We start from the raw sequence: 22,223 nt of genomic DNA on the forward strand, positions 1-22,223 counted from the left end.
GTACCCGCGCGGTATGCTGCGCGGCGAAGAATTTCATTCGAGGTGACCATGGCGGGTGCGAAACGCGGATGTCTGGCCGTACTGGCCGTGCTGCTGGTGGTGGCCCTGCTGGTCGCGGCCGCGGGCGCATGGTTCTGGCATCGCCAGGGCGCCTTTGCCGATGCACCGGTCACCCCCAGCGCGGAGAGCGTGGTGATCGCCTCGGGCGATGGCTTCAGCACCGTGCTCGGCAAGCTGCGCCAGGCCGGCGTGGACGAGGGCAGCGACACCCAGTGGCAGCTGCTGGCACGCCAGCTCGACGCCGCCGGCAAGCTCAAGGTCGGTGAATACGCACTCGATCCCGCGCTGACCCCGCGCGAGCTGCTGACCCGCATGCGCCAGGGCCGCGTCCTGCAGCACCGCGTCACCATCGTGGAAGGTTGGAACACCCGCCAGCTGCGCGCCGCGCTCAAGCGTGCCGATCCGCTGGTGCACACCACCGATGCGCTGGACGATGCCGCGCTGATGAAGGCGCTTGGTTTCCCCGGCGAACACCCGGAAGGCCGCTTCCTGCCCGAGACCTACGTCTACCAGCGCGGCGACAGCGACATCGACGTGCTCAAGCGCGCGCATGCCGCCATGGAAAAAGAACTCACCGCCGCGTGGGACAGTCGCGTGGACGATCTGCCGCTGAACTCACCGTATGAGCTGCTGATCCTTGCCTCGATCATCGAGAAGGAAACCGCACTGCCCAGCGAGCGCCCGCAGATCGCCGGGGTGTTCATGCGCCGCCTGAAGATCGGCATGCGCCTGCAGACCGACCCGACCGTGATCTACGGCATCGGCAGCAGCTACGACGGCAACATCCGCAAGCGCGACCTCACCACCGATACGCCGTACAACACGTACACGCGCGCCGGCCTGACCCCGACCCCGATCGCCATGCCCGGGCGCGATGCGCTGCATGCCGCCGCGCAGCCGGCCAAGGGCGATGCGCTGTACTTCGTGGCGGTCGGCGATGGCAGTGGCGCGCACATCTTCTCGGCCAACTACACCGACCACAACGCCGCCGTTGCCCGCTACCTGCAGCAGCTGCGCAGCAAACGTACCCAAGAGGCCGCACCCCGATGAGTCCCGCGCTGCACCGGCACCCGCATTTCGTCAGCCTGGAAGGGGGCGAGGGCGCCGGCAAGACCACCGCCATCAACGCGATCCGCGAGGCCCTGCAGGCCCGCGGGCATGAGGTGGTGCTGACCCGCGAGCCCGGCGGGACCGCGCTGGCCGAGCGCATCCGCGCGCTGGTGCTCAAGCCGGACGAGGAGATCGCCGCCGAGCCGCTCTCGGCCGAGGCCGAGCTGCTGCTGGTGTTCGCCGCCCGCGCCCAGCACGTGCGCCAGGTGATCGCCCCGGCGCTGCAGCGCGGAGCCTATGTGCTGTGCGACCGCTTCACCGATTCCAGCTACGCCTACCAGGGCGGTGGCCGCGGCCTGGACCCGGCGTGGATCGCCGATCTGGAGCGCCGCGCCGTCGGCCTGCTGCCCGGCCTGACCCTGCTGCTGGATGTGGACGTAGCCGTTGGCCGCGCGCGCGCCAATGGCCGCGACATGTGGCCGGACCGGATTGAAAGCGAGCACGATGATTTCTTCCAGCGGGTGCGCGCGGTGTTCCGCCAGCGTGCCAGCGAAGACCCCGCACGTTACCGCCTGATCGACGCCGGCCAGGACCAGGCCGGCGTCGCCGGCGCGGTGGTGGCGGCCGTGGATGCATGGTTGGCACAGGAGTCGGATCGTGGCTGAACCTTTTTCCCCCTGGCAGCAGCGCGCCTATGACCAGACCGTGGCCGCGCTCGACGCCGGTCGCCTCGGCCATGGCCTGCTGTTCTGCGGCCCGGCCGGCCTGGGCAAGCTCGGCGTCGCGCTGCGGCTGGCCGAGCACGTGCTGGGGCAGGGCGAGCCAGCCGCGGCCAAGCGCAGCGCCCAGCTGCTGGCCGCCGGCACCCACCCGGACCTGCAGCGGATCTCGTTCATCCCCAACAAATCCGGCGACAAGCTGCGCACCGAGATCGTGATCGAGCAGATCCGCGAGGTCTCGCAGAAGCTCTCGCTGACCCCGCAGTACGGCGTGGCCCAGGTGGTGATCGTCGATCCCGCCGACGCCATCAACCGCGCCGCCTGCAACGCCCTGCTCAAGACCCTGGAAGAGCCGCAGCCCGGCCGCTATCTGTGGCTGATCAGCGCCGACCCAGCGCGCCTGCCGGCCACCATCCGCAGCCGCTGCCAGCGCCTGGAGTTCAAGCTGCCGCCGCGCGAGGAAGCGCTCGCCTGGCTGCAGACCCTGGGCCACAGCGAAGCCAGCGCCCGCGAAGCGCTGGACGCCGCCCGCGGCCACCCCGGGCTGGCCGACCAGTGGCTGCGCGAGGATGGGCTGGCCCTGCGCCGCCAGGTCGCCACCGACCTGGAAGCCCTCGTCGCCGGCCGCTCCGGCGCGGTGGAACTGGCCCAGCGCTGGACCGCCGACGACAACGCCGCCGTGCGGCTGCGGCACGCCGCCGATCTCGCCCTGGCCCAGGCCACCGGCGGTGGCTTGACCGATCCCGATCGATTGCACAAGCTGGCCGCCTGGTTCGATGCGGCCAACCGCACCCGCGACCTGCTGCGCACCACGGTGCGCGCCGATCTAGCGGTGGTTGAGCTGCTGCTGGCCTGGGGAAAGGTCAACGAACGGCACGCCAAGGGGAATAGAGCATGAGCGCCACCAACGCCCGACAGGGCATCCTGTCCCTTGCCGTCAAGGACAAGGCCGCGCTGTACAGCGCCTACATGCCGTTCGTGAAGAACGGTGGCATCTTCGTGCCCACGCCCAAGCGCTACTTCCTGGGCGATGAGGTGTTCCTGCTGCTCACCCTGCCGGACTCCAGCGAGCGCCTGCCGGTGGCCGGCAAAGTGATCTGGGTGACCCCCGCCGGGGCCCAGGGCAACCGTGCCGCAGGCATCGGCGTACAGCTGGCCGATGGCGCGGAAGGGGAGACCGTCCGCCACCGGATCGAGACCCTGCTGGCCGGCATCCTGACCGCGGACAAGCCCACGCACACGATGTGAAGAAATTTCGGCGAAACCGTTGACGTCGAAATTTGCCGCCCTATAATGAGCGGCTCAGCAGCATCGGGCGGTTAGCTCAGCGGTAGAGCATTGCCTTCACACGGCAAGGGTCACAAGTTCGAACCTTGTACCGCCCACCATGATTCAGTCGAAAAAGCCTCCGGAAACGGGGGCTTTTTTGTTGGGTGGAGTTTGGTCGTTCAAGGGTGCGCAGGGCGGATTGGCCGTCATGCTTCCTTAGCTCGCGCCAGTGTGCGCGCTCCAATAGAATCCAACGAACGCCAACACGTAACTGGCTTGGCCTCGATGAAGATTCTTCGTGAGTGCCGCAGGAAAACTACGCCGCGTCGATGGCACATTGAAGCGAAGCAGCCATGGATTCTGTTCGTCGATGACGCAAACACAAGGATGAGGCGCATGCGCAAGACGTGGATCTGGACGATCACGCTGTTCTCGCTGGGGCTGGTCGCATGCGCGCCGCGCGCGCCTGAGGCGCCGACGAGCACATCCTGGCCCAGTACGGTTGACGAAGCCGTCGATCAACTTCTGAGCGATCTGCCCGTCGATGGCGTCGATTGGATGCGGCGAAACCCAAAGGACGCTGTCATCAGCCAGCTCTACATGGGGTACGGCACAGGCGTGCGCAACCAGTTCGGCTTGTGGGGTGGCAACGACGCCCTGCTCGCGTCCTGCGGAACGGACGATCCAGAGGGGTGTTCGATCGTCATCCTCGAGGGAATGTGGGACAGAGTGCAGGCGCAGACAGATCCCGTGTTACGCGCCTCCCTGCACTGCCAGTTCGCAACGATGCACAAGATCCGGATCGACACGACGGGTTGGTATCTGCTCACCGTTGGAGAAATGCTCGACGCCATGCAGGTGCAGATCGATCGCCAGGTGGCCGACGCGGCTGCGCCTGGCTGCCCCACTCAGTTGCACATCGTGCCCGTGGGCGACCTGAACCGCCAATGCTTCGTGCGTGCGGAATTCGAGCAGGAACAGCCGCTGGACACCGCGCTGATGTGGCTCGGGTTCCGAAACGGACTCACCCCTCGCCATGCACCGCCGAATCTGGAGTTCGCGTTCAACAGCGAATGCGCTTGGCCCGAGCGGCCGATGCAGTTTGTGCCTGAATCCAAAACATCCACTCGCTGAGGGCGGAGTCGGAGAGGTCGCGGATGTCCGATTCTGGCCGGAAGCGAACCCTCGCTTCAGGACGATCTCTTTGGTGCGAGCGCTAGTCCCCCGCACCAGCCGCCAAGCTGTCCCAGATACGTCCGTCACGTTGCGCTTCAGTGGAGATGTTGATCACCGCCTGTTCGCCCAGACGATCACGCAACTGCTGCAGATACAGGCTGCGAGGTGTCACCACCTGGCCCATCGATTGCACGATCCCCGCAGGTTCCTCAGGGGGGAATTTCCCGGGTGCAATAGCGCCCACCTGTCCCACGCTCCAGTTCATCGCGAACGGCGGCGCCTGGATGACGTAGATGTCGTGCTCGGTGTTCCAGAACATCTGCTGCGCGCCCGCCCACCCATGCCCCGTTCCGCTGTACCTGCGGTTCTGTGCCCGCAGCATGTATCCCTTGGTGTTGTCGTACAGCGTGCCGGTGGACCAGCGATGATGTGGACCACTGTCATTGCTGTCACCTACGGCGAGGCAGTCCAGAAACACATTGGGACCGGGTACCCGTGCGCCGATGACGAAAGTATGCCTGCCGCCCTGGTTGTAGCAGCGCTGGATCAGATTGAAGGCGGCGTTGCCCTCGTACAGGAACACATAGCGGCGGGCGCCTTGGGTTTCGCCATACCTCGGGTCGAGATAGGCAATGTCCTGCAGGGTGTTGAACTGCGCGCCGTTGCGGGTCACGAATCCATGCGACACATAACGCACCGTTACACCGCGAACCCATGAGTTGTAGATTGCACCCAAGCGGAGTGCGGTAAAGGGGCCGGAATCGGCGGTGCCGTTGACCGTGCCGGTCTCGGGGTTACCCTCAAGGCGAAGGTCTTCGATGCCGACCTGCGAGATGCGGATGGGATCCGTGCGATAGACGCTGCCGCCACCGAAGCGCGTCGCGATGGCATCCATGATCGGCGCATCCAGGGTGATCGTGTCGTGGTCTATGGCAGTGACGACGCGTTCGCTGTACACAGCGTAGTCGCTGGGCGTCCATCGGTATCGTGCGGTATCGATGCCCTCGGGGCCGACCCAGCGGGCATTGGGTTCCCTCGCGATCGACACCGTATCGCCCACGCGATAGCCGGCTGCGGACTGCACCGTGATCCGCATCGCCCCCACCGGCACGTAGTCCATGGTGATGGCGGTCCGGCGTGGGTCCAGAGCGGCGCGGGGAACCGCGGATTCGCTATTCCCCACTTCAAGGATCTTGCCCTGTCGCTCATTGACTTCGGAGCGGATCACCGTGCCGTCGGCACCTCGACCTTCACCGCGCAACACCACGCCGCTGGCCCGGATGGTCAGCGTCTTGCTCAACCTGTAGTGGCCGCGCCGCAGCAGAACAGCGCCGCGTAGGCCCCGGCTGTCCTGGACACGGACGGCGACCGCGTCGATGGCTGCCTGGATGCGGGGATAGTCGTCACCCTCCGCGTTTGGCTCAAGGACCTCGACAACACGAATGCTGGAGCGGGTGGGCAGACTGACGCCGCCGCCCTGGTAGCCGGCGCGGGAGAAGTCCGGGACGATGTTGCGCGCGTGATCGCTACCGCGTTCGGAGTACAAGGCATAGCGCAGCAGGCCGTTGCTGCCCAGTGCTACCAAGGGGGCGTCTTCGGCATCGTTGATGGGGTGGATGAAGGCGCTGGTCTCGGAAGCAGGCCCCGCCGCTGATAAGGTAGAAAACGGACAGACCGGCAACGCCACGAGCGTCAGCGCTGCGAATCGGCGGAACGCCGGGAAGAAGGGCATGCGGGCGACGTCCTTCCAGGGAGGAGTAGCTTGCAATGTTAGCAACTGCTTCCACCGAAGCAGTCCGTGCTGAAGAGCCAGGATGGTCGGCTCTTGGCCGAAAGCAGCCCCGATGCCCCGCCATCGTTCTCGCAGACGTTGAAGGTTGAAATCTGGGGTTGATGGCCCAGCTCGCTGGGCTATCAGCCAATCGGGATTTCGCCCAGAAGCCACGCCCCGCCAACAATTGATACCAACAAAATTCAGTAACAGCCTCCTCCTCATGGAGCCTAGAAACGCTTCAGAGAGCGGTACGCACCTCCGTCAAACCGGTGGACTTTCTGTGTCTCAGGTCCTACGGTGCAACCGACGTGATGCACTGCGTCGGGAGGGCTTCTAATACAACACCCTTTGGGAAGATACGTCGACCGGCTCTCTGCGGCTTCTGGCCTCCCGACTTCCTGCCGCTGTCCGTCCGGATTGACGGGGTCAGGTTGAGCCCCCATTACTCCGAAACCCGAAGCCCGAAAAACGCCACACCTAAGTCATTGATTTAACTTCGCATTTCAACCAAAGCTATCGCAGTCTTTGGCTAATTTGCAGACACGCCCGATACTTGGGCTTTCAGACGACGGAAGCGCCAGAATGACCTCGCCGCTTTATGACTTGGACGAGCTAGTGCTCCAGTGCAGAAATGAGCGTGCACGCAACTACATTCGGGAAGCAGTGTCCAGCTACAGAGCTGGGGCATTTCGAGCGGCTATCGTCTCAACATGGATCGCAGTCTGCTTTGACATCATGCAAAAGTTTCACGAGCTTGCCATCGCCGGCGATGCTGCTGCGGGAAAAGAGGCGGAAGCCCTTGAGCGAATCAGGGCCAACGGCGACGTGACTGCAGCTCTGCGGTTCGAAAAGGACCTCCTCAACAAGGCAAAGTCGCCCTTCGAGCTCGTGAACAACCTAGAATACATAGACCTCACGCGGCTCTACGACGACAGAAACCGTTGCGCTCATCCTTCGTTCGTCGCGGACGGGGAAGCGTACTCTCCTCCTGGCGAACTCGCACGCTTACATATCAGAAACGCTGTAACGGTGCTTCTTATGCACCCTCCTGCGCAGGGAAAATATGCCCTGGACCGGCTGCTAACCGATGTTAGGTCGCAGCTATTTCCAAGGAAGGTAGACGAAGCACAAGCGTGGCTGGCTAACGGCGCCATGCGCAGGCCTCGTGATTCGCTTACACGCAACTTCGTGGCCGTACTTATTAAGGACTATCTGATCGGCGAAGCTGACTACCTTGAAAGATCGCGCTACTCATCCGCGCTAAAGGCGGTACGCAACTTACATCATCAACAATGGAATGAAGCTGTCCAGGCACACTGCTCGCCCGTGATCCGACAGTTGGACGACACCAAACTAGGAGTTGTCGTCGAATTCTTCTCGATCTGCAAGGAGGCGTGGGGTCTCGTAGAAGCTGACGTCTCACAGCGGGTATTAAGCTTCATCAGAGAACTTCCCTCTGATAAGTTCGACGTCATTGAGAACGCCCTGCCCTTCGATGCCTTTGCCAAAGAAGCAAAGAAGCGAATTGCGAGATCGACCGTCGACGAGATCGAGAGCGTATTTTGGTTTGACCTACCTGCTTCAGTGGCCGATCGCCTCATTGACATCTACCTACGATCCCGGTCTTTTGCAGAGGCAAATAAAAATGGTCGATTACTTACAATGTATGCATCTGAGCTCGCCGTTGAGCACGCGCAGCGGATAATCACAGAGTCGGCAGCCAATGAGGAGATCGTCGGGAGCTTTGATTTTCCCGGCCTTCTCAACGCGCTCCACAAGAAGACAAAAGGCGTGCGAGAGCTAGGAGATTTCGTCACTTTACTCAATGATTCAGGGCTTGGCGGGTTCGCTGATGACATCCCGCCCTGATCCAGTGAGTTCAACTCTGATTCGCAACTGATTGATTGAAATGCTCGACGATCCCCGCTTCTGGCCCAAAGCGGACGACTTGCAGGGACGCCGTCGTTGGGCCCGTGACAATGTCTGACCAGAGATCAACCGGAGCGCGCTTACGGTGTCACTGAGTCCGCCACTGGGTCCCGTTGTACGCTGACTTGCTAGCCAGACCCAGCCGCAGAGCCTTCGTCATCGCGCGTTTGCGCTAGCCCGACGGTTCGATAGAGCCCAAGGGGCGCGGTAATCTGCTGTTGATCTAACGGATTGCTTCAGATCTGAAGCGAACGTCTACAAATCTGCCGGAGCGAGCTTGCGGAGGTCACTGACCCTATCGCTCGGCCCGGCTATACGCTGGCTTGTTAGCCGGACCCGGCCGACCTAGCATCGCGCTGTACCAAGGGGAGAGCCCGCCATGCGGTGCTTTGTGGGTAAGTCGTGTAACCGGACTCCGGGGTCCGTCTAATAGCTAATCAAGCCGCATGGACAGCTCTGATCGCATATCGCTTGATGATCTCTCAGATGTCCGCAAGGCCGTATCGGTCATGCGTTTACGATCAATTCTTGCCGCAGGTGCCGGCGGAAGCCCTGGCGAGCATCTCTTGTCGCCACATGCGCTCCTCGACGGCGCGCAGCCAGCCGAAATGCCGGCTATCGATCCCGCGCGTGTACTACGGGCTGCCCTGGTTGAGTTCGGGAGGGATGTCTGAGAGACCGTTCGGCGAGGTGCCTCATCTGGACTGCGCCCCAGCCTGTGTGCTCTCACGTCACTGGTGGTTTCTGTCGCGCCGCAAGCATCCGCTTAGATTGGGTTAGCATTCTGCTACTGCAAATACAGGACCATGAACTGATGATGCTCAATTTCCCTCCGCCAGCTAACTGGCAGGACTTTCAAACACTTACCGTTCGCCTTGTCGAACTGATGTGCACGGAAGGTACCGTGCACGAATACGGGCGTTTGGGGCAAAGGCAAGATGGCGTCGATGTGTATGGGGAGACGCATAGCGGGGTACGAATGGGCGTGCAATGCAAGGAGATGAGTGCGGGCAGAAAAATCACCGAATCGTTCATTCGGGACGAAGCAAATAAGGCCCTCAGTTTTCAGCCGAGCCTCAGTATTTTCGCCATGGCGACAACATTGCCTGAAGACACCGGCATGCATAAGGCTGTAACGAACCTCAATCGCTCCGGAAACTACCCGTTCAAGATTGTGTGTTGGAGTTGGAATCACTTCAATGACAAGCTCAACCGGTCGAATCAAGTTGTTAAGGACACCTACGAGCGTTACGCACGTAGCTTTGGTCATGATCAAGAGCGGGAAGATCTTGAAGCCATCAAGAGTGGCTTTGATCGCCCGGCCTTCATCGATGACTTTCGGCATGAATTCAGCTACGAAGATTTCGTGCTCGCACTTGCTGACACGACCCTTTTTCTCGACACTGGGCTGCTGCGCGATCGATATACCAATGAGCTGATAAGCGCAACATACTCAAAGAGCATGTTGCCTAAGGGGCCATCAGCTAGTCTGCGCGCTGCACTGAAGAAGGAGGTTGCTGAGCTGCGAAAAAACGCAATCAGGGATCGCAAGGACGGTCAGCTAAACGCCAGTCTCGCACAGATTTATAATGCACGGCGGTTAGCGCTGCTGGAGACCGTGAATCGAGATCTGCGGCGTCTCAGCATTCCCCCAATTGTTCCAAGCTACTAACTCGGAGGGCGCGAGTTCAAGGCCTGCTCCAGGTTGGGGGCGATAGGCGGCCCACAAGAGACAGTCACACTTGCCTTGAGTGGGTGGTGCAGTCGACTTTTTTGAAGGTATGTCTTGCCATACGGGTCAACCTCCCGGCAACGCTATTGACGGTTCTGGCGTTGTGGCGAGATCAAATGGAAATTCTTATCCGCCAAGGAGGTTTCATGAAATTGAAGTCGATGACAGTAGCGAACTTTCGTTGCTACAAGAGCCCATTCACCGTGACGTTCGACGATCTCACTGCTCTTGTTGGACGGAACGATGCCGGTAAGTCAACACTGCTGGACGCGCTAGACGTCTTCTTCAATGACAAGGCTCTCGATAAGAACGATGCCTCGAAGGGAGGAGAAGCCAAAGCAGTGACCGTTACATGTGTGTTCTGGGACTTGCCCAGTGAGCTGATCCTTGATGAAGCTGCTTCGACTAGCCTGAGTGGCGAGTACCTCCTCAATGCGGATGGCGATCTGGAGATCACGAAGGTCTACAACTGCTCAATCGAGAGGCCGAAGCTTACCGCCCTACGTCTGAAGGCCGTCCATCCTGACGCTGAGAAGATCAAGGATCTGCTAGCCCTGAAGATCGACGAACTGAAGGCCCGGGCCGAAGAGGTTGACGTTGACATGGCACTGGTCAACAGGACTGTGAAGCGCGATCTGCGATCAGCTATTCGCACCAAGGTTGGGCAGCTGGACATGGCTGTCAGGGATGTGCTTATCGGCGGCGACGGTGTTGACGACAAGAGCAACTCGATAAAGCTGTGGGATGGGTTGAAGGCGACGCTGCCCCTGTATGCATTGTTCAAGAGCGACCGCCAGAGTTCCGATCAAGACTCGGAAGCACAAGACCCGCTTAAGGTTGCCATCAAGGAGGCGATCGCAGCAAAGGCGATGGAACTGCAGGCGGTTATGACCTTCGTAGAAGGGGAGGTCAAGAAGGTGGCCGATCTCACTCTGCAGAAGCTTAAGGAGATGGATCCAGCTGTCGCAGACACACTTACCCCGAAGTTCGAGAGGCCGAACTGGGCGGCGCTTATAAAGGCATCCATTACAGGCGACGACGAAATCCCGTTGAACAAGCGGGGAAGTGGCGTCCGCCGCCTTATCCTTCTGAACTTCTTTCGGGCAAAAGCCGAGCGGGTTATGCGGGAGAAAGGTGCGCAGTCAACCATCTACGCTGTCGAAGAGCCTGAGACAAGTCAGCATCCGAACAATCAGCGTCTGCTAATGCGGGCACTGCAGCAGCTTGCTGTGGGCGACGATCAGGTAATCGTCACAACGCATACGCCTACCCTTGCGCGATCACTCCCGAGTAGCTGTTTGAGATTCCTAAGCAGAAGCGAGGAAGGCACTAGGATCATTTCCAACGGCGGCGAGGACGCAGTCAATAAGGCGATAGCGGACAGCCTGGGTGTCCTGCCTGATCATTCGGTGAAGGCGTTTATCGTGGTGGAGGGTATCCATGACATTGCTTTCATGAAGAGCCTGTCCAAGATGTTCCGCTCACATGGCACAGCAGTCCCTGATCTCGAGGCACTGGAGCTGGTAGGTGACGTGGTTTTTGTGCCCTCTGGCGGCGCCAACAATCTAGCGTTGTGGGCCTCACGTCTGCACGCACTCAATCGTCCAGAGTTCCATATCTACGACCGCGATGCCCCCGCCAACGAGCCCGCCAAGCATCAGGAGAAAGTGGATGCGGTGAATCAGCGCGCTGGGTGTAAAGGCGTTTCCACATCAAGGAATGAGATGGAGAACTTCGTGCATCATGCGGCAATCAACGTATGCGCACAGGCGCTGCAACTTGCTTGTAATCTCGCCGGTCCGTTTGGAGCTGACGACGATGTTCCAGAGTTGCTGAAAGCAGAGCTGAATCTCCATGCCCCTGCTGGCGCCAAGTGGGGATCCAACAGGGTGAAGGCGTGGCTGGCCGAAGTTGTAGTGCCGACAATGGATGCCCACATGCTTGGCGAGGTTGATCCTGCCGGGGAGATGCGCGGATGGTTGTCGGACATTGAGCTGATGCTTTCCCCGCCTCAGGTACCGCAGCTCGGTTGAGATCGCGTAGGGGTCTTGGATATTCTTGGGGCGCATCCTAGCGCGCAGTTGGGATGCCTCAGTGAAGTCGCGCAGGCATGTCCGCTCCTGGCCGAAATCCGACATCGGTCCTGCAGCGGTCTTCTCGAAGCGCTTATATCGACCCAAGCTCCCTGCGCACGTCCTCAACAAACGCCCGCCCCACCGGCACCTCAGCCCCATCATTCAGCACCAACCAGTAACGGCTCCCCGAAGCAGCATGCAACGTCCGCACATGCGTCAGATTGACCAGATACGACCGATGGCAACGCATAAAGTCCGGCGGTAGCACGGCAGTAAGACTCGCCAGCGACTTGTCATGCAGCTCACTCCGGCCATCGCGCATCCGCACCTCGCTGTAGCCCCCATCAGCACGAATCCAAAGCACATCGGCCAGCTCCACCATCGCCGTCCCCTGCGCATGCCAGATGCCCAGGTAACGCGCCGCACCAGACCGATAGCGCCCAACATCCAGCAGCCGCTCCAGCGCCTGCCCCAGCCGTTCGCGTGAGAAGGGCTTCGGCACGAAATCCAGCACCCCATGCTCAAACGCCTGCAGCGCCCGCTCCCGATGCGCGGAGACCACCACGCAGTGGTATCGGCCAGCCACCACGCGCTTCAGCAGGTCGAAGCCATCCTCGCCCCCCAGATTCAAATCCAGCAGCAGGCCGTCATACACGCTGCGCCGCAGCCGGTCATCGGCGGCGTCCAGGTCGGCCACGGCATCGAATCGGGTGCGGCTGCCGGCCAGTTCGGTGCACATCCGCAGCAGCCGCTGGCGGACCAGCAGTTCGTCCTCGACGATCAGGATGCGCATGTCAGCTCCATGCGGCCGTACCAGTCGTTGCCATCGGGACCTTGTTCAAAGCGCCAGCTCTCGGGGCAGGTGGCGGCCAGGCTTGCCTCGATGTAGCGGGTGCCCGTGCCTTGCCCGCGATGTGGGGCAGTGCCACGTGCACTGCGCAGTTCCAGCATCCAGCGGTCGCCCTCGCGTTGAATCCGCAGGCGGAACGGATGCTCGGCACACGCGACCGCCCCCGCGTGGGTGAGCGCATTCTCGACCTGCGCATGCAGCACGCCGGGCGGCAGCCACAGGCCCGTGTGTTCGCCCTCGACCTCAAGACCGATGTGGCGATCCAATGCGAGCCCGACGATGTCCAGGTGGTTGCGGCACAGCGCCAGCTCTTCCTCCAGCGGCACGCTGGGGCGGGTGCTGCTCTCGCGCAGGCGGTCGAACTGCTCGGCCAGCGATTCGACCAAGCGGCTGGCGCGCATCGGTGCCTGTTCGATCAGTTCCTGCAGGCCGGTGAGGGTGTTCATCAGCCAATGCGGCTGGATGCCCCGCTGGAGCAGCTGCAGCGAGAGGCGGGCGCGCTCTCCGCGCAGCTGCGCGTTGTGGTGGTCCAGCGTCCGCAGCTGGGCGGCGTGGCGGATCAGCAGGAAGCCCATCAGCACGGCCAGGAACAGGAAGTAGGGGCCGTCGAGGAAAATCCCGCCAGCGAGCGGCACGGCGAGTGCACCGGCCACTACGAGGGTCAGGATCGGCCAGCGCTCGTCGGGCTCGCCGCGGGCGCGCAGCAGCACGTAGGCGGAGGTCAGCAGGCTGAGCAGCAGCAGTGCGGCACCGCGGCCGTCGAAGCTGGGCACGAAGGCGGCCAACGCCAGCAGTGAGGCGAGATAGGCGACGCGGGCTGTCTTCGGCACCGCGACGCCGAAACGACGCGCCAGGTAAGCCGGGAGCAGGATCGCGGCGGTGAGGTGCAGCAGAAGCAGCATCAGCAGTCGTGGGCCGTGCCACGGATAGGCATAGCCGACCAGCGGACGCCATGCTTCGACGACGGGCAACGCAAGGCCGACGACACCCAATGCGAGCAGAAGGCGCGCCCCCGGTACCCGTGGCCGGCCGCGCTGTGCAGCGAGGAAGTAGAGGCAGGCCGCACCCAGCGCCCCCGTGGCAAGCGCGGCGATCAGCCACGGTCCAAGGTTGAGGCTGTAGATCGAGGCGGCCGGCCCGACCGCAACGAAGGCATCCGCGCCCCGCAGCTTGAACCACTGATGATGGCTGGAGGCGAGCAGCACCAGCGCGTCGGTGCCGCTGGAGGAAGAGGGCGGAAGCACACGGATGATGTCCACCTGTCCCGGATGCTCTTCGTCCGCGTTGCGGCCGACGGTGCCATTGGCGGCCAACGGCTGGCCATTCCAGAAGGGCTGGCTGGCGGCGCGCACCGAGATGCGCAGTGCACGGTCGGCCGCGTGGTGTGCTGACTGCGCAGGCAGGCGCCAGCGCAGCCAGTAGGGGCCGCGCCACTGCACCAGTTCGCGCTGGTTGGCCGGTTGCCACGCCAGTGTCTTGGGTGGAGCGGTGGGGAATGCGCCGTCAGCGCCCAGCGTGGCGGGTGCCATCTCCTGGGCTTCGTAGTAGCGCACGCCCGGCGGAGGCGCGACCAACAGCAGCCACGCGGCGACCGCGATGATCAGGACGGCGAGAGCGGTCAGGGTGCGTGGCATCTGCATGCGCCCATCGTATCGGGTGCACGGAGTCACTGGACCCCCGCCTGGAGCTGTTCGGCGGACGGGCGGTCCTCGGCTGCCGTGGGGAAGGTAATGCTGGCGGCGTGGTGCATGCGCCATCACTCGGCGCCCGATTCCCTTACCTCCCACCCGGAGTCCGTCATGTTCAACGTCCCGATGTTCCTGTTCCGTTCTCCTGCTCCCGGCCTGTGCCTGCGGGTCACGCGGTGGGCAGCGCTCTGCCTGACCCTGGTCGGTGCGGCACCCGTGCTGGCAGCCGATGCGCCGGCGCCGTTGGTGTTCACCCCGTATGCGCTCGAGACACAGAAGCACGGCACGATCGCGGCCGAGGCGGGCTACCTGGAGGTGCCGCGCCGGCATGCCGATTCGAACGGACCGCGCCTGCGCCTGCGGGTGGTGCGTCTGCCGGCGACCGGTGGCGATGGCCGCGCCGCACCGGTGGTGTATCTGGCCGGTGGTCCGGGTGGCTCGGGGATCGGGACCGGGCGCGGGCCGCGCTGGCCGGTGTTCGATCAGGTCCGGCGCGAGACCGACGTGCTGCTGCTCGATCAGCGCGGGGCGGGCGAGTCCGAGCCGCCGCCGTCGTGCCCGCATGAGCACACGTTCGATGATGCGCAGCCACTGCAGCGCGATGCTGCGCTCGCCGCGCTGCGTGATGTTGCCGCCCGCTGCGTGGCGTACTGGCGGGAGGCGGGTGTGGATCTGGCTGCCTACACCACCGCCGAGAGTGCCGGCGATCTGGAGGACCTGCGGCGCGCGTTGAAGGTGCCGAAGATCAGCCTGTGGGGCATGAGCTACGGCACCCATCTGGCGCTGGCCACGGTGCGCCTGCACGGCGCAGGTCTCGACCGCGTGGTGCTGATGGGGACGGAAGGACCTGATGACACGTTGAAGCTGCCGCTGTCGGCCGATGCGTTGCTGGCGGAGCTGGGCGTGCTGGCCAAGGCGGCGGGATTTGATGATCTCACCGGCTCGGCCACGCGCGTCCTGGCAGCACTGCGCGAGCAGCCGCGGCAGGGCCGCAGTGCCATGCACGGCGGCAAGCAGGTGACCATCGGCGAGTACGACGCACAGCTGGCGATCACCGCCTGCCTCGGGCGCCGCATGACCCAGCAGTGGCTGCCGTTGATCCTCCGTGACGCCGAGCACGGCGACTACGACCTGCTGGCGGCGATGGTCCTGCTGCTGCGCAGTGAGTACGGCAGCTACGGCGCGATGTCGCTGGCGATGGATGTGGCGTCCGGCCAGACCCCGCAGCGCCGCGCCCTGGCCGAGGCGCAGGCCCGCGAGAGCCTGTTCGGTGATGCGCTGAACTTCCCGTTCCCGGCGCTTGGGGATGGTCTGGGGCTGGTCGATCTTGGCGACGCTTTCCGTGGGCCGCTGCGCAGCAAGGTGCCGGTGCTGTTCATCAGTGGCACGCTGGATGGGCGCACGCCGCCGGCCAACGCCGAGGCGCTGCGGCCGGGCTTCAGCGACAGCCGCATGGTGTTGGTGCGGGGTGCCAGCCATGACAACGAGCTGTGGCTGGGGAACCCCGAGATCGCGGCGGGCATCAGCGACTTCCTGGCGGGTCGGTCGGTGGGCGACAAGGCGTTGGAGGTAGCGGCACCGGTGTTTGCGCGGAGCAAGGGTGATCTGGTGGATCCGCGCGGTCGCTGAGGACGTTCCGTTGTCGTCCGTGTGCACAGGCGCTGGGGACCGGCCGAGGTGTATGGTTTCGGCTGGCTCCCGGCGCGCTGCGCCAACACAGGAGGACGCGATGACCGATCCAGCGGTGGATTCCGTGCACGGCACCCCAAGGGATTACGGCGACACGCTGTACCGGGTGTATTTCGAAGTGGGCGAGTGGGAAGGGGTCGCGCGCGATGCCATCACCGCCTTCCTCGTCGAGCGTGCCCGCGACAATCCTGCCTTCGACTTTGATGCCTCACGTCTGCATGCCCGTCCGCACGGCTACGAAGTGGACCTGCCGATGCAACTGATTCCCGAGGTGGTGCGCGCGCTGGCAGAGCAGAATGTGGCGGTGTACCAGGTGGTCAGGCTCGTTGGGCTATAGGGGCGCCGCTAGGGCGTCCCGGGGCATCGCTTCCGTGTTCGTCTTGGCGCTATCCTTCCGCCACCTCCAGCCGCACCCTGCGCGCTGGCCGGATCGATACTCTCACCCTGGATAGAGGCAGCAATGGCGGATCCTTACAACAGTGGCGGCCGCGCAGGCCCGGCAACCCGGCTCGATGATTCCATGGTGACCACGGCGATGGAGCTGCCGGGCTTCCGCGTTGTGCGCAGCCTGGGCGTGGTGCGTGGCATCACCGTGCGTTCGCGTTCCATCGTGGGCAACTTCCTCGGCGGGCTGCAGACCATCTTCGGCGGCAACATCACCATCTACACGCAGCTGTGCGAGCAGGCGCGCGAAGAGACCTACCGGGACATGTCCAACCACGCGCGGCTGCTCGGCGCCAACGCGATCATCGCGATGCGCTATGACGCCACCGACGTGATGACCGGCCTGACCGAAGTGCTGTGCTACGGCACGGCAGTGATCGTCGAGTCCACGCACGTCTAAGTATCCCGCGTGTGATACGTCCTGCATATCGCAGCAAGCTGTCATCGGTATTGGCATCCGCGCGGCCCAGGGCGGATGCTGTCCGCATGACGATCAACGACACACTTTCTTTCGCCGGGCAGGTCGCCCTGGTCACCGGCGCCGCGGGTGGCCTCGGCTTCGCTTACAGCCGGTTGCTGGCGCAGCGCAGCGCACACGTGGTGATGCAGGACGTGGGCGTCACGCTGGACGGTACCGGCCGCGATCCGCAGCGGATCGATCACGCTGTTGCGCGGCTGCGTGCAGAGGGGCTCTCTGTCGAGGCCAGCCACCATGACATCCAGTCCCGCTCCCGGGCCGCCGCACTGGTCGCCGATATCCTGCAGCGGCATGGCCGCCTGGACGTGATCCTGCACAACGCGGGCTGGGTCGAATACCAGCGGATCGATGCGGTGGACGAGGATCGTTTCGACCACATGATGGCGGTCGCGGCCAAGGCGCCGTTGTGGCTCGCCCAGGCCGCGTGGCCGGCGATGCAGGCGCAGGGGCATGGCCGCATCGTGCTGACCACCTCCGACCGCGCGCTGTATCCGCAGTACGTGCAGCACGGGCTGGCGGCCTACGCGGCAGCGAAGTCGGCCGCGGTCGGCATCGTCAATGTGCTGGCTGCCGAAGGCGCCGCGCATGGGATCGTGGTCAACGCGGTTTCGCCCGTGGCCAAGACCCGCATGTGGGGCGTGGAAGGCGAGCCGGATGAGCTGCACCCGGAGGCCGTGGCGCCGGGCGTCGTGTTCCTAGCCTCGCGCGCGTGCATCGAGGGTGGCTGGATCCTGCGCGCCAGCAACGGCCAGTTCCATGCCACGCGGCTGAGCGAGGCCGAGGGCGTGCGCTATCCGCGTGATCTGCGGGCCGTAGTGGCCGGTAACATCGATGCGGTCGCCAGGCAGTGGCCGCAGATCGCCAAGGCGGCAGTCGAACCACGCTGACACCCGCACACGTCCTGACGTCCTACGCGTGCCGGATTTCCCGACGCGGCCCGCGGGTGGCAGCCGTCGAGCGTCAGCGCGTCAGCACGGCCTCCAGCGCGGCCATGGCCTCACGTGCCACCGCATGTGGATCACGGGCCTTCAGCGCGTCGTTGAACACCTCCAGCCCGATCGGCCCGCTGTAACCCATCTCGGCCAGCGCATCGATCAGCGTCTCCAGCGGCCAGAGGCCATCGCCCGGCAGGCAGCGGTGATGCCGCGCCTGCGTGGTGACCTGGCCGGGCAACGGCTGGGTCAGCACATCCGACAGCTGCACCAGCGCGATGCGCTCCACCGGCACGTCGTGCAGATCGTCGGCGGTGCGCCCGGCGGCGAACAGGTGGAAGGCATCGACCACGATGTCCAGGTTCGGCGCGCCGACCTGCTCGATCTGCTGCCACGCCGAGGGCAGGGTGGAATGCAGGCGGCTCCAGGCCATGCCTTCGTAGGCGATGCGCAGGCCACGTTCGGCAGCACGCGCGCACAGCCAGCGCAGGTCGTCGGTGACGCGGTCGGGCACGTAGTCGGTCGCGGTGCAGGCGGGCACCAGCACCGTGCCTGCGCCCATGTCGTGCGCCAGCGCGAGCAAGGACAGTGCCTCTGCACGCTTGCCCTCGCGGCTGGCAGCCGAAGCGCCATCAAAATCCAGCAGCACCTGCACGTCGGTGAGCTGCAGGCCGGTGCGCGTCAGGGCTGCACGCACGTCGGCGACGGATGAGGACTCGACATCCTCACGCCACAGCTCGACCTGTGCGAATCCTGCCGCGGCGGCGGCACCGAGTTTCCCGTCCGTGTCGCCACCCAGCAGGATGGTGTTGAGGAAGCGGAGGCCAGGCAATGAGGACATCAAGAGGTACACCTTGCAGCGACTCAAACGTCGCCTCCGATGCTAGTGGCTGCCGCATCGCCGCGATGTGCAGGCGGCCTGGGGGTCAGCGAAGCCCTTCTGCCGCGCAGCGGATGCTCAGCCACGCCCCGCCACCCGGGGCGTCCCCGGCACGGACCCGGAACCCGTGCAGGCCGGCGATGGCGGCGACGATCGACAGGCCCAGCCCGAAGCCTTCCGTGGGCGTGCCACTGCTTTCGCCGCGGAAGAACCGCTGGTAGATCAGGCTGCGGTCCTGCGGTGGAATGCCCGGACCGTTGTCGATCACATCGATGCGCGCAGCGCCGTGGTCGTCGACCGCACGCAGCAAGATCCGGCCCTGCGCCGGGGTGAAGTGCAGCGCGTTGGAGAGCAGGTTGGCCAGCGCCTCGAACAGCAGCTCGCGGTCGCCCCACAGCGTGCCCACCTGCGGATCGATCTCCAGCAGCAGCTGCTGGTCTTTCTCCTCGGCCAGCGGCAGGTAGAACGCATGCAGCTCCCGCAGCAGCTCGGCGGCATCGAGCTCGACGAAGGCTGAGCGGCGCTGGTGGCTTTCCAGCTCGGAAATGCGCAGCAGCGCACCGAAGCGCGCCATCAGCCGGTCGGTTTCGGTCAGCGCCTTGTCCAGCTGCGCGGCACGCGGGTCATCTTCCTCCAGCCCGACACGGGTGCGGTACAGATGCGCGCGCAGGCGGGTGAGCGGGGTCCGCAGATCGTGCGCGATGCTGTCGCACACGCCCTTGACCTCGGTCATCAGCTGCTCGATGCGTTCGAGCATGGCGTTGACGATGCTCGAGAGACGGTCGATCTCATCCGGACGGCCGGAGACGGGCAGGCGCTGGCCGAGATCGCCGGCGATGATGCGGTTGGTCGCGGCCTCGATCTCCTGGATCCGTCTGAGCGGCCGCCGGCGCAGGATGTGCCAGCCGGCCAGGCCGGGAAGGACGGTCAACGAGACGCCCCACAGCAGCGCATCGAGGATGATGCTGTTGACCGCCGTCAGCTTGCCGCTCTGGCGCACGAACACCAGCAGGCGGCCGTCCTGGGTTTCCACGCCGAGCGCGCGCCCGGGCGCCTTGATCGGCCCACTGCGCAGGGACCAGCGTTCCACCGCCTGCGCGTGTCCGTCGATGCGCAGCCCATCGGGAATCGCCAGCAGCGGGCCGGACAGCGACTGCCCGTTGCGGCTGAAGATGCCGTAGGCATACGCCCCGTGCAGGTCGTAGCGCAGGCTGTCGCGCAGCGCATCGTCCAGCGCCTGCCCCTCGAACTTCTCGAACAGGTGCGCGCGCTGCTGCAGGCCGGATTCGGCGAGGTCGTTGAGGTAGTCCGAGACGCGCCAGTACATCACTCCCAGCAGTACGCTGGACCAGGCGACGAACAACACGCAGTACAGCCCGAGCAGCCGGCTGCTGGACGAGCGCCAGTGATCAGACATGGTCGTCCAGGACATACCCGGTGCCCCGCACGGTGCGGATCGGCTGGTGGCGCCCGGGCTGGTCGATGCGTTTGCGCAGGCGGCCGATGTGGACGTCGATCAGGTTGGTGCCGGGGTCGAAGTGGTAGCCCCACACGTCCTGGAACAGCATGGTGCGGGTGACCACCTGGCCGGCGTTGCGGACGAGGAATTCCAGCAGCTTGAACTCGGTGGGCAGCAGCGCGATCTCCTCGCCGGCACGGCGCGCGGTGCGGGTCATCAGGTCCAGTTCCAGGTCGCCGGCGCGCAGCTGGTTCTCCGCCACGGCGGGCTGGCCGTGGCGACGGATCAGCACCTCCACGCGGGCCGCCATTTCATCGGAGGCGAACGGTTTGGTCAGGTAGTCATCGCCGCCGGCGCGCAGGCCACGCACCCGCTCATCCACGTCCGACAACGCGCTGATCATCAGCACCGGCGTGGTGATGCCCTGGCGGCGCAGCGCGGTAACCAGGGCCAGGCCGTCGATCCCGGGCAGCATGCGGTCCAGGGTGATCACCGCATAGTCGCCGCGGCAGGCCATCGCCAGGCCGTCCTCGCCGTTGCCCACCCGGTCCACCTCGAAGCCGTGGCTGCGCAGTTCCGTGGCGATTTCCTCGGCGGTGACGAGGTCGTCCTCGATGGTGAGTACGCGCGGCATGGGCCACTTTGACAATGGGGACCGGTGCATCGTCGCAACCCCCCGGAGGGACTGCAAATGAAAAATGTTTCATGCGGTTTTCGCCGGATCGTCCCCCCGGTTCTCCTATATTCGCCTCGAGCAGTGGCCCTGCCGCCCGGGCTGCGTGCCCCGTTCACGCCTGGAATACCGTCCCCCATGACCGACCCGCTCCCGTCCTCCCCGGCCCCTGGCCCGTTGCCCCGCCCCTGGCGCCTGCCACTGCTGGGGCTGGCCGTGGCGTTGGCGCTGGCCGCCTGCAGCCGGGAGGCGCCGAAGGCGAAGGGACCGGCGCCGGAGGTGACGGTGCTCACGCTGCAGACCCGATCGCTGGCGCTGGCCCAGGAGCTGCCCGGGCGTACCGTGGCCTCGCAGGAGTCGGATGTACGCCCGCAGGTCTCCGGGGTGCTGCAGGCGCGGCTGTTCGAGCAGGGCGAGATGGTGAAGGCTGGGCAGCCGCTGTTCCAGATCGAACCGGCGCTGTACCAGGCCGCGGTGAACGAGGCACAGGCCAACCTGCGCACGGCCGAGGCCACTGCGGTCGCGGCGCGGCTGCGGGCCCAGCGCCTGCAGCAGCTCGGCGTCGGTCAATTGGCGGCGCAGCAGGATGTGGATGATGCCGTCGCCACCCACCAGCAGGCCGAGGCTGCCGTGCAGGCGGCGCAGGCGGTCCGCGACACCGCGCGCACCAACCTGGGCTTCGCCCGCGTGACGGCGCCGATCAGCGGGCGGATCGGCCGCGCACTGTTCACCCCGGGTGCGCTGGTGACCAACGGCCAGGCCGAGCCGCTGGCGCGGATCCAGCAGGTGGATCCGATGAACGTGGACATCACCCAGTCCAGCAACGAATACCTCGCGCTGCGCCGCGCGATCGCCGACGGCGGCGTGGAAGCGACCACCGCGCCGGTGCAGCTCAGACTGTCCGACGGCACCGATTACCCCGTGACCGGCACGCTGGAGTTCGCCGACATCGATGTCGACCAGGAAACCGGCAGCATCACCCTGCGTGCGCAGTTCCCGAACCCGCAGGGCCAGCTGCTGCCCGGCATGTACGTGCGCGCCCAGGTCGGGCAGGGCACCCGCCAGCAGGCCCTGCTGGTGCCCCAGGCCGCGGTGGACCGAAGCCCGAAGGGCGAGGCGCTGGCGTGGGTGGTGGGCGCGGACGGCCGCGTGCATCAACGGACCTTCTCGACGGCGCGGGCGGTGGGCGACCAGTGGCTGGTGCTCGACGGCCTGCGTGCCGGTGAGCAGGTCGTGCTCAGTGGCCGCCAGGGCCTGAGCGAGGGGGCCACGGTGCGGATCAAGCCCGCGGGCGCAGCCGCACCGGCCACGGCACCCGCCACCGTGCCGGCCGGCGAAGGCTGAGC

19 protein-coding genes and 1 tRNA gene are annotated in these 22,223 nt (G+C 64.9%); 14 read left to right on the forward strand and 6 right to left on the reverse strand.

Annotation, left to right across the window (positions count from 1 at the left end):
* Nucleotides 1–48 precede the first annotated feature (48 nt).
* The 6 genes from mltG to ABE434_RS14425 all read left to right on the forward strand — a co-directional run bounded on the left by mltG (nucleotide 49) and on the right by ABE434_RS14425 (nucleotide 4,232).
* Nucleotides 49–1,110, forward strand: coding sequence for an endolytic transglycosylase MltG (mltG, locus tag ABE434_RS14400; RefSeq protein WP_346479299.1), 1,062 nt, complete (start codon nucleotides 49–51; stop codon nucleotides 1,108–1,110).
* Nucleotides 1,107–1,775, forward strand: coding sequence for a dTMP kinase (gene tmk, locus ABE434_RS14405; RefSeq protein WP_346479300.1), 669 nt, complete (start codon nucleotides 1,107–1,109; stop codon nucleotides 1,773–1,775). Before mltG ends, tmk begins: the two co-directional genes overlap by 4 nt.
* A complete protein-coding gene (locus tag ABE434_RS14410) occupies nucleotides 1,768–2,727 on the forward strand; it encodes a DNA polymerase III subunit delta' (RefSeq protein WP_346479301.1) in 960 nt (319 codons plus the stop codon). The genes tmk and ABE434_RS14410 overlap by 8 nt, the downstream gene beginning before the upstream one ends.
* On the forward strand, nucleotides 2,724–3,077 hold the full coding sequence (locus ABE434_RS14415) for a PilZ domain-containing protein (RefSeq protein WP_088432861.1): 354 nt from the start codon (nucleotides 2,724–2,726) through the stop codon (nucleotides 3,075–3,077). Before ABE434_RS14410 ends, ABE434_RS14415 begins: the two co-directional genes overlap by 4 nt.
* A 65-nt stretch (nucleotides 3,078–3,142) precedes the next feature.
* Nucleotides 3,143–3,217: transfer RNA gene (locus ABE434_RS14420), tRNA-Val, on the forward strand.
* Between the two features lie 277 nt (nucleotides 3,218–3,494).
* Nucleotides 3,495–4,232 (forward strand): DUF6794 domain-containing protein, encoded by a 738-nt coding sequence (locus ABE434_RS14425; RefSeq protein WP_346479302.1) that lies wholly within the window; start codon nucleotides 3,495–3,497, stop codon nucleotides 4,230–4,232.
* 82 nt (nucleotides 4,233–4,314) lie between these two features.
* Here ABE434_RS14425 and ABE434_RS14430 read toward each other — a convergent pair whose 3' ends face one another.
* Nucleotides 4,315–6,006, reverse strand: coding sequence for a hypothetical protein (locus tag ABE434_RS14430; RefSeq protein ID WP_346479303.1), 1,692 nt, complete (start codon nucleotides 6,004–6,006; stop codon nucleotides 4,315–4,317).
* A 624-nt stretch (nucleotides 6,007–6,630) separates the two neighbouring features.
* Between ABE434_RS14430 and ABE434_RS14435 the strand changes: the two genes are divergently transcribed.
* The 3 genes from ABE434_RS14435 to ABE434_RS14445 all read left to right on the forward strand — a co-directional run bounded on the left by ABE434_RS14435 (nucleotide 6,631) and on the right by ABE434_RS14445 (nucleotide 11,742).
* A complete protein-coding gene (locus tag ABE434_RS14435; protein WP_346479304.1) occupies nucleotides 6,631–7,917 on the forward strand; it encodes a hypothetical protein in 1,287 nt (428 codons plus the stop codon).
* A gap of 874 nt (nucleotides 7,918–8,791) precedes the next feature.
* Nucleotides 8,792–9,649 (forward strand): hypothetical protein, encoded by an 858-nt coding sequence (locus ABE434_RS14440; protein ID WP_346479305.1) that lies wholly within the window; start codon nucleotides 8,792–8,794, stop codon nucleotides 9,647–9,649.
* A gap of 206 nt (nucleotides 9,650–9,855) precedes the next feature.
* Nucleotides 9,856–11,742, forward strand: coding sequence for an AAA family ATPase (locus tag ABE434_RS14445; protein WP_346479306.1), 1,887 nt, complete (start codon nucleotides 9,856–9,858; stop codon nucleotides 11,740–11,742).
* 133 nt (nucleotides 11,743–11,875) lie between these two features.
* On the opposite strand, the gene ABE434_RS14450 is transcribed toward ABE434_RS14445, so the two are convergent.
* Both ABE434_RS14450 and ABE434_RS14455 read right to left on the reverse strand, forming a co-directional pair.
* Nucleotides 11,876–12,577, reverse strand: a complete 702-nt coding sequence (locus tag ABE434_RS14450) for a LytTR family DNA-binding domain-containing protein (protein ID WP_346479307.1) — start codon at nucleotides 12,575–12,577, stop codon at nucleotides 11,876–11,878.
* Nucleotides 12,565–14,274 carry a histidine kinase gene (locus ABE434_RS14455; RefSeq protein ID WP_346479308.1) on the reverse strand — a complete coding sequence of 570 codons (1,710 nt, stop codon included), beginning with the start codon at nucleotides 14,272–14,274 and terminating at the stop codon, nucleotides 12,565–12,567. The genes ABE434_RS14450 and ABE434_RS14455 overlap by 13 nt, the downstream gene beginning before the upstream one ends.
* Nucleotides 14,275–14,433: 159 nt before the next feature.
* Here ABE434_RS14455 and ABE434_RS14460 point away from each other — a divergent pair, with 159 nt between their 5' ends.
* The 4 genes from ABE434_RS14460 (at nucleotide 14,434) to ABE434_RS14475 (ending at nucleotide 17,820) form a co-directional block, all read left to right on the forward strand.
* A complete protein-coding gene (locus ABE434_RS14460) occupies nucleotides 14,434–15,951 on the forward strand; it encodes an alpha/beta fold hydrolase (RefSeq protein ID WP_346479309.1) in 1,518 nt (505 codons plus the stop codon).
* Between the two features lie 100 nt (nucleotides 15,952–16,051).
* Nucleotides 16,052–16,348 carry a hypothetical protein gene (locus tag ABE434_RS14465; protein WP_346479310.1) on the forward strand — a complete coding sequence of 99 codons (297 nt, stop codon included), beginning with the start codon at nucleotides 16,052–16,054 and terminating at the stop codon, nucleotides 16,346–16,348.
* Nucleotides 16,349–16,471: 123 nt separating this feature from the next.
* Nucleotides 16,472–16,855, forward strand: a complete 384-nt coding sequence (locus ABE434_RS14470; protein ID WP_346479311.1) for a YbjQ family protein — start codon at nucleotides 16,472–16,474, stop codon at nucleotides 16,853–16,855.
* 86 nt (nucleotides 16,856–16,941) lie between these two features.
* Nucleotides 16,942–17,820 carry an SDR family NAD(P)-dependent oxidoreductase gene (locus ABE434_RS14475; RefSeq protein WP_346479312.1) on the forward strand — a complete coding sequence of 293 codons (879 nt, stop codon included), beginning with the start codon at nucleotides 16,942–16,944 and terminating at the stop codon, nucleotides 17,818–17,820.
* A gap of 73 nt (nucleotides 17,821–17,893) precedes the next feature.
* Here ABE434_RS14475 and ABE434_RS14480 read toward each other — a convergent pair whose 3' ends face one another.
* The 3 genes from ABE434_RS14480 to ABE434_RS14490 form a co-directional block, all read right to left on the reverse strand.
* Nucleotides 17,894–18,706, reverse strand: a complete 813-nt coding sequence (locus ABE434_RS14480) for a sugar phosphate isomerase/epimerase family protein (RefSeq protein ID WP_346479313.1) — start codon at nucleotides 18,704–18,706, stop codon at nucleotides 17,894–17,896.
* A gap of 85 nt (nucleotides 18,707–18,791) precedes the next feature.
* Nucleotides 18,792–20,162, reverse strand: coding sequence for an ATP-binding protein (locus ABE434_RS14485; RefSeq protein ID WP_346479314.1), 1,371 nt, complete (start codon nucleotides 20,160–20,162; stop codon nucleotides 18,792–18,794).
* Entirely contained in the window at nucleotides 20,155–20,838 is a 684-nt protein-coding gene (locus ABE434_RS14490) for a response regulator transcription factor (protein ID WP_176990992.1), read from the reverse strand. The genes ABE434_RS14485 and ABE434_RS14490 overlap by 8 nt, the downstream gene beginning before the upstream one ends.
* 177 nt (nucleotides 20,839–21,015) lie before the next feature.
* On the opposite strand from ABE434_RS14490, the gene ABE434_RS14495 reads away from it, so the two are divergent.
* Nucleotides 21,016–22,221, forward strand: coding sequence for an efflux RND transporter periplasmic adaptor subunit (locus ABE434_RS14495; RefSeq protein WP_346479315.1), 1,206 nt, complete (start codon nucleotides 21,016–21,018; stop codon nucleotides 22,219–22,221).
* Nucleotides 22,222–22,223 lie beyond the last annotated feature (2 nt).

The sequence above is a fragment of the Stenotrophomonas sp. TWI1183 genome (assembly GCF_039673115.1).
Classification (GTDB): Bacteria; Pseudomonadota; Gammaproteobacteria; order Xanthomonadales; family Xanthomonadaceae; genus Stenotrophomonas; species Stenotrophomonas maltophilia_AA.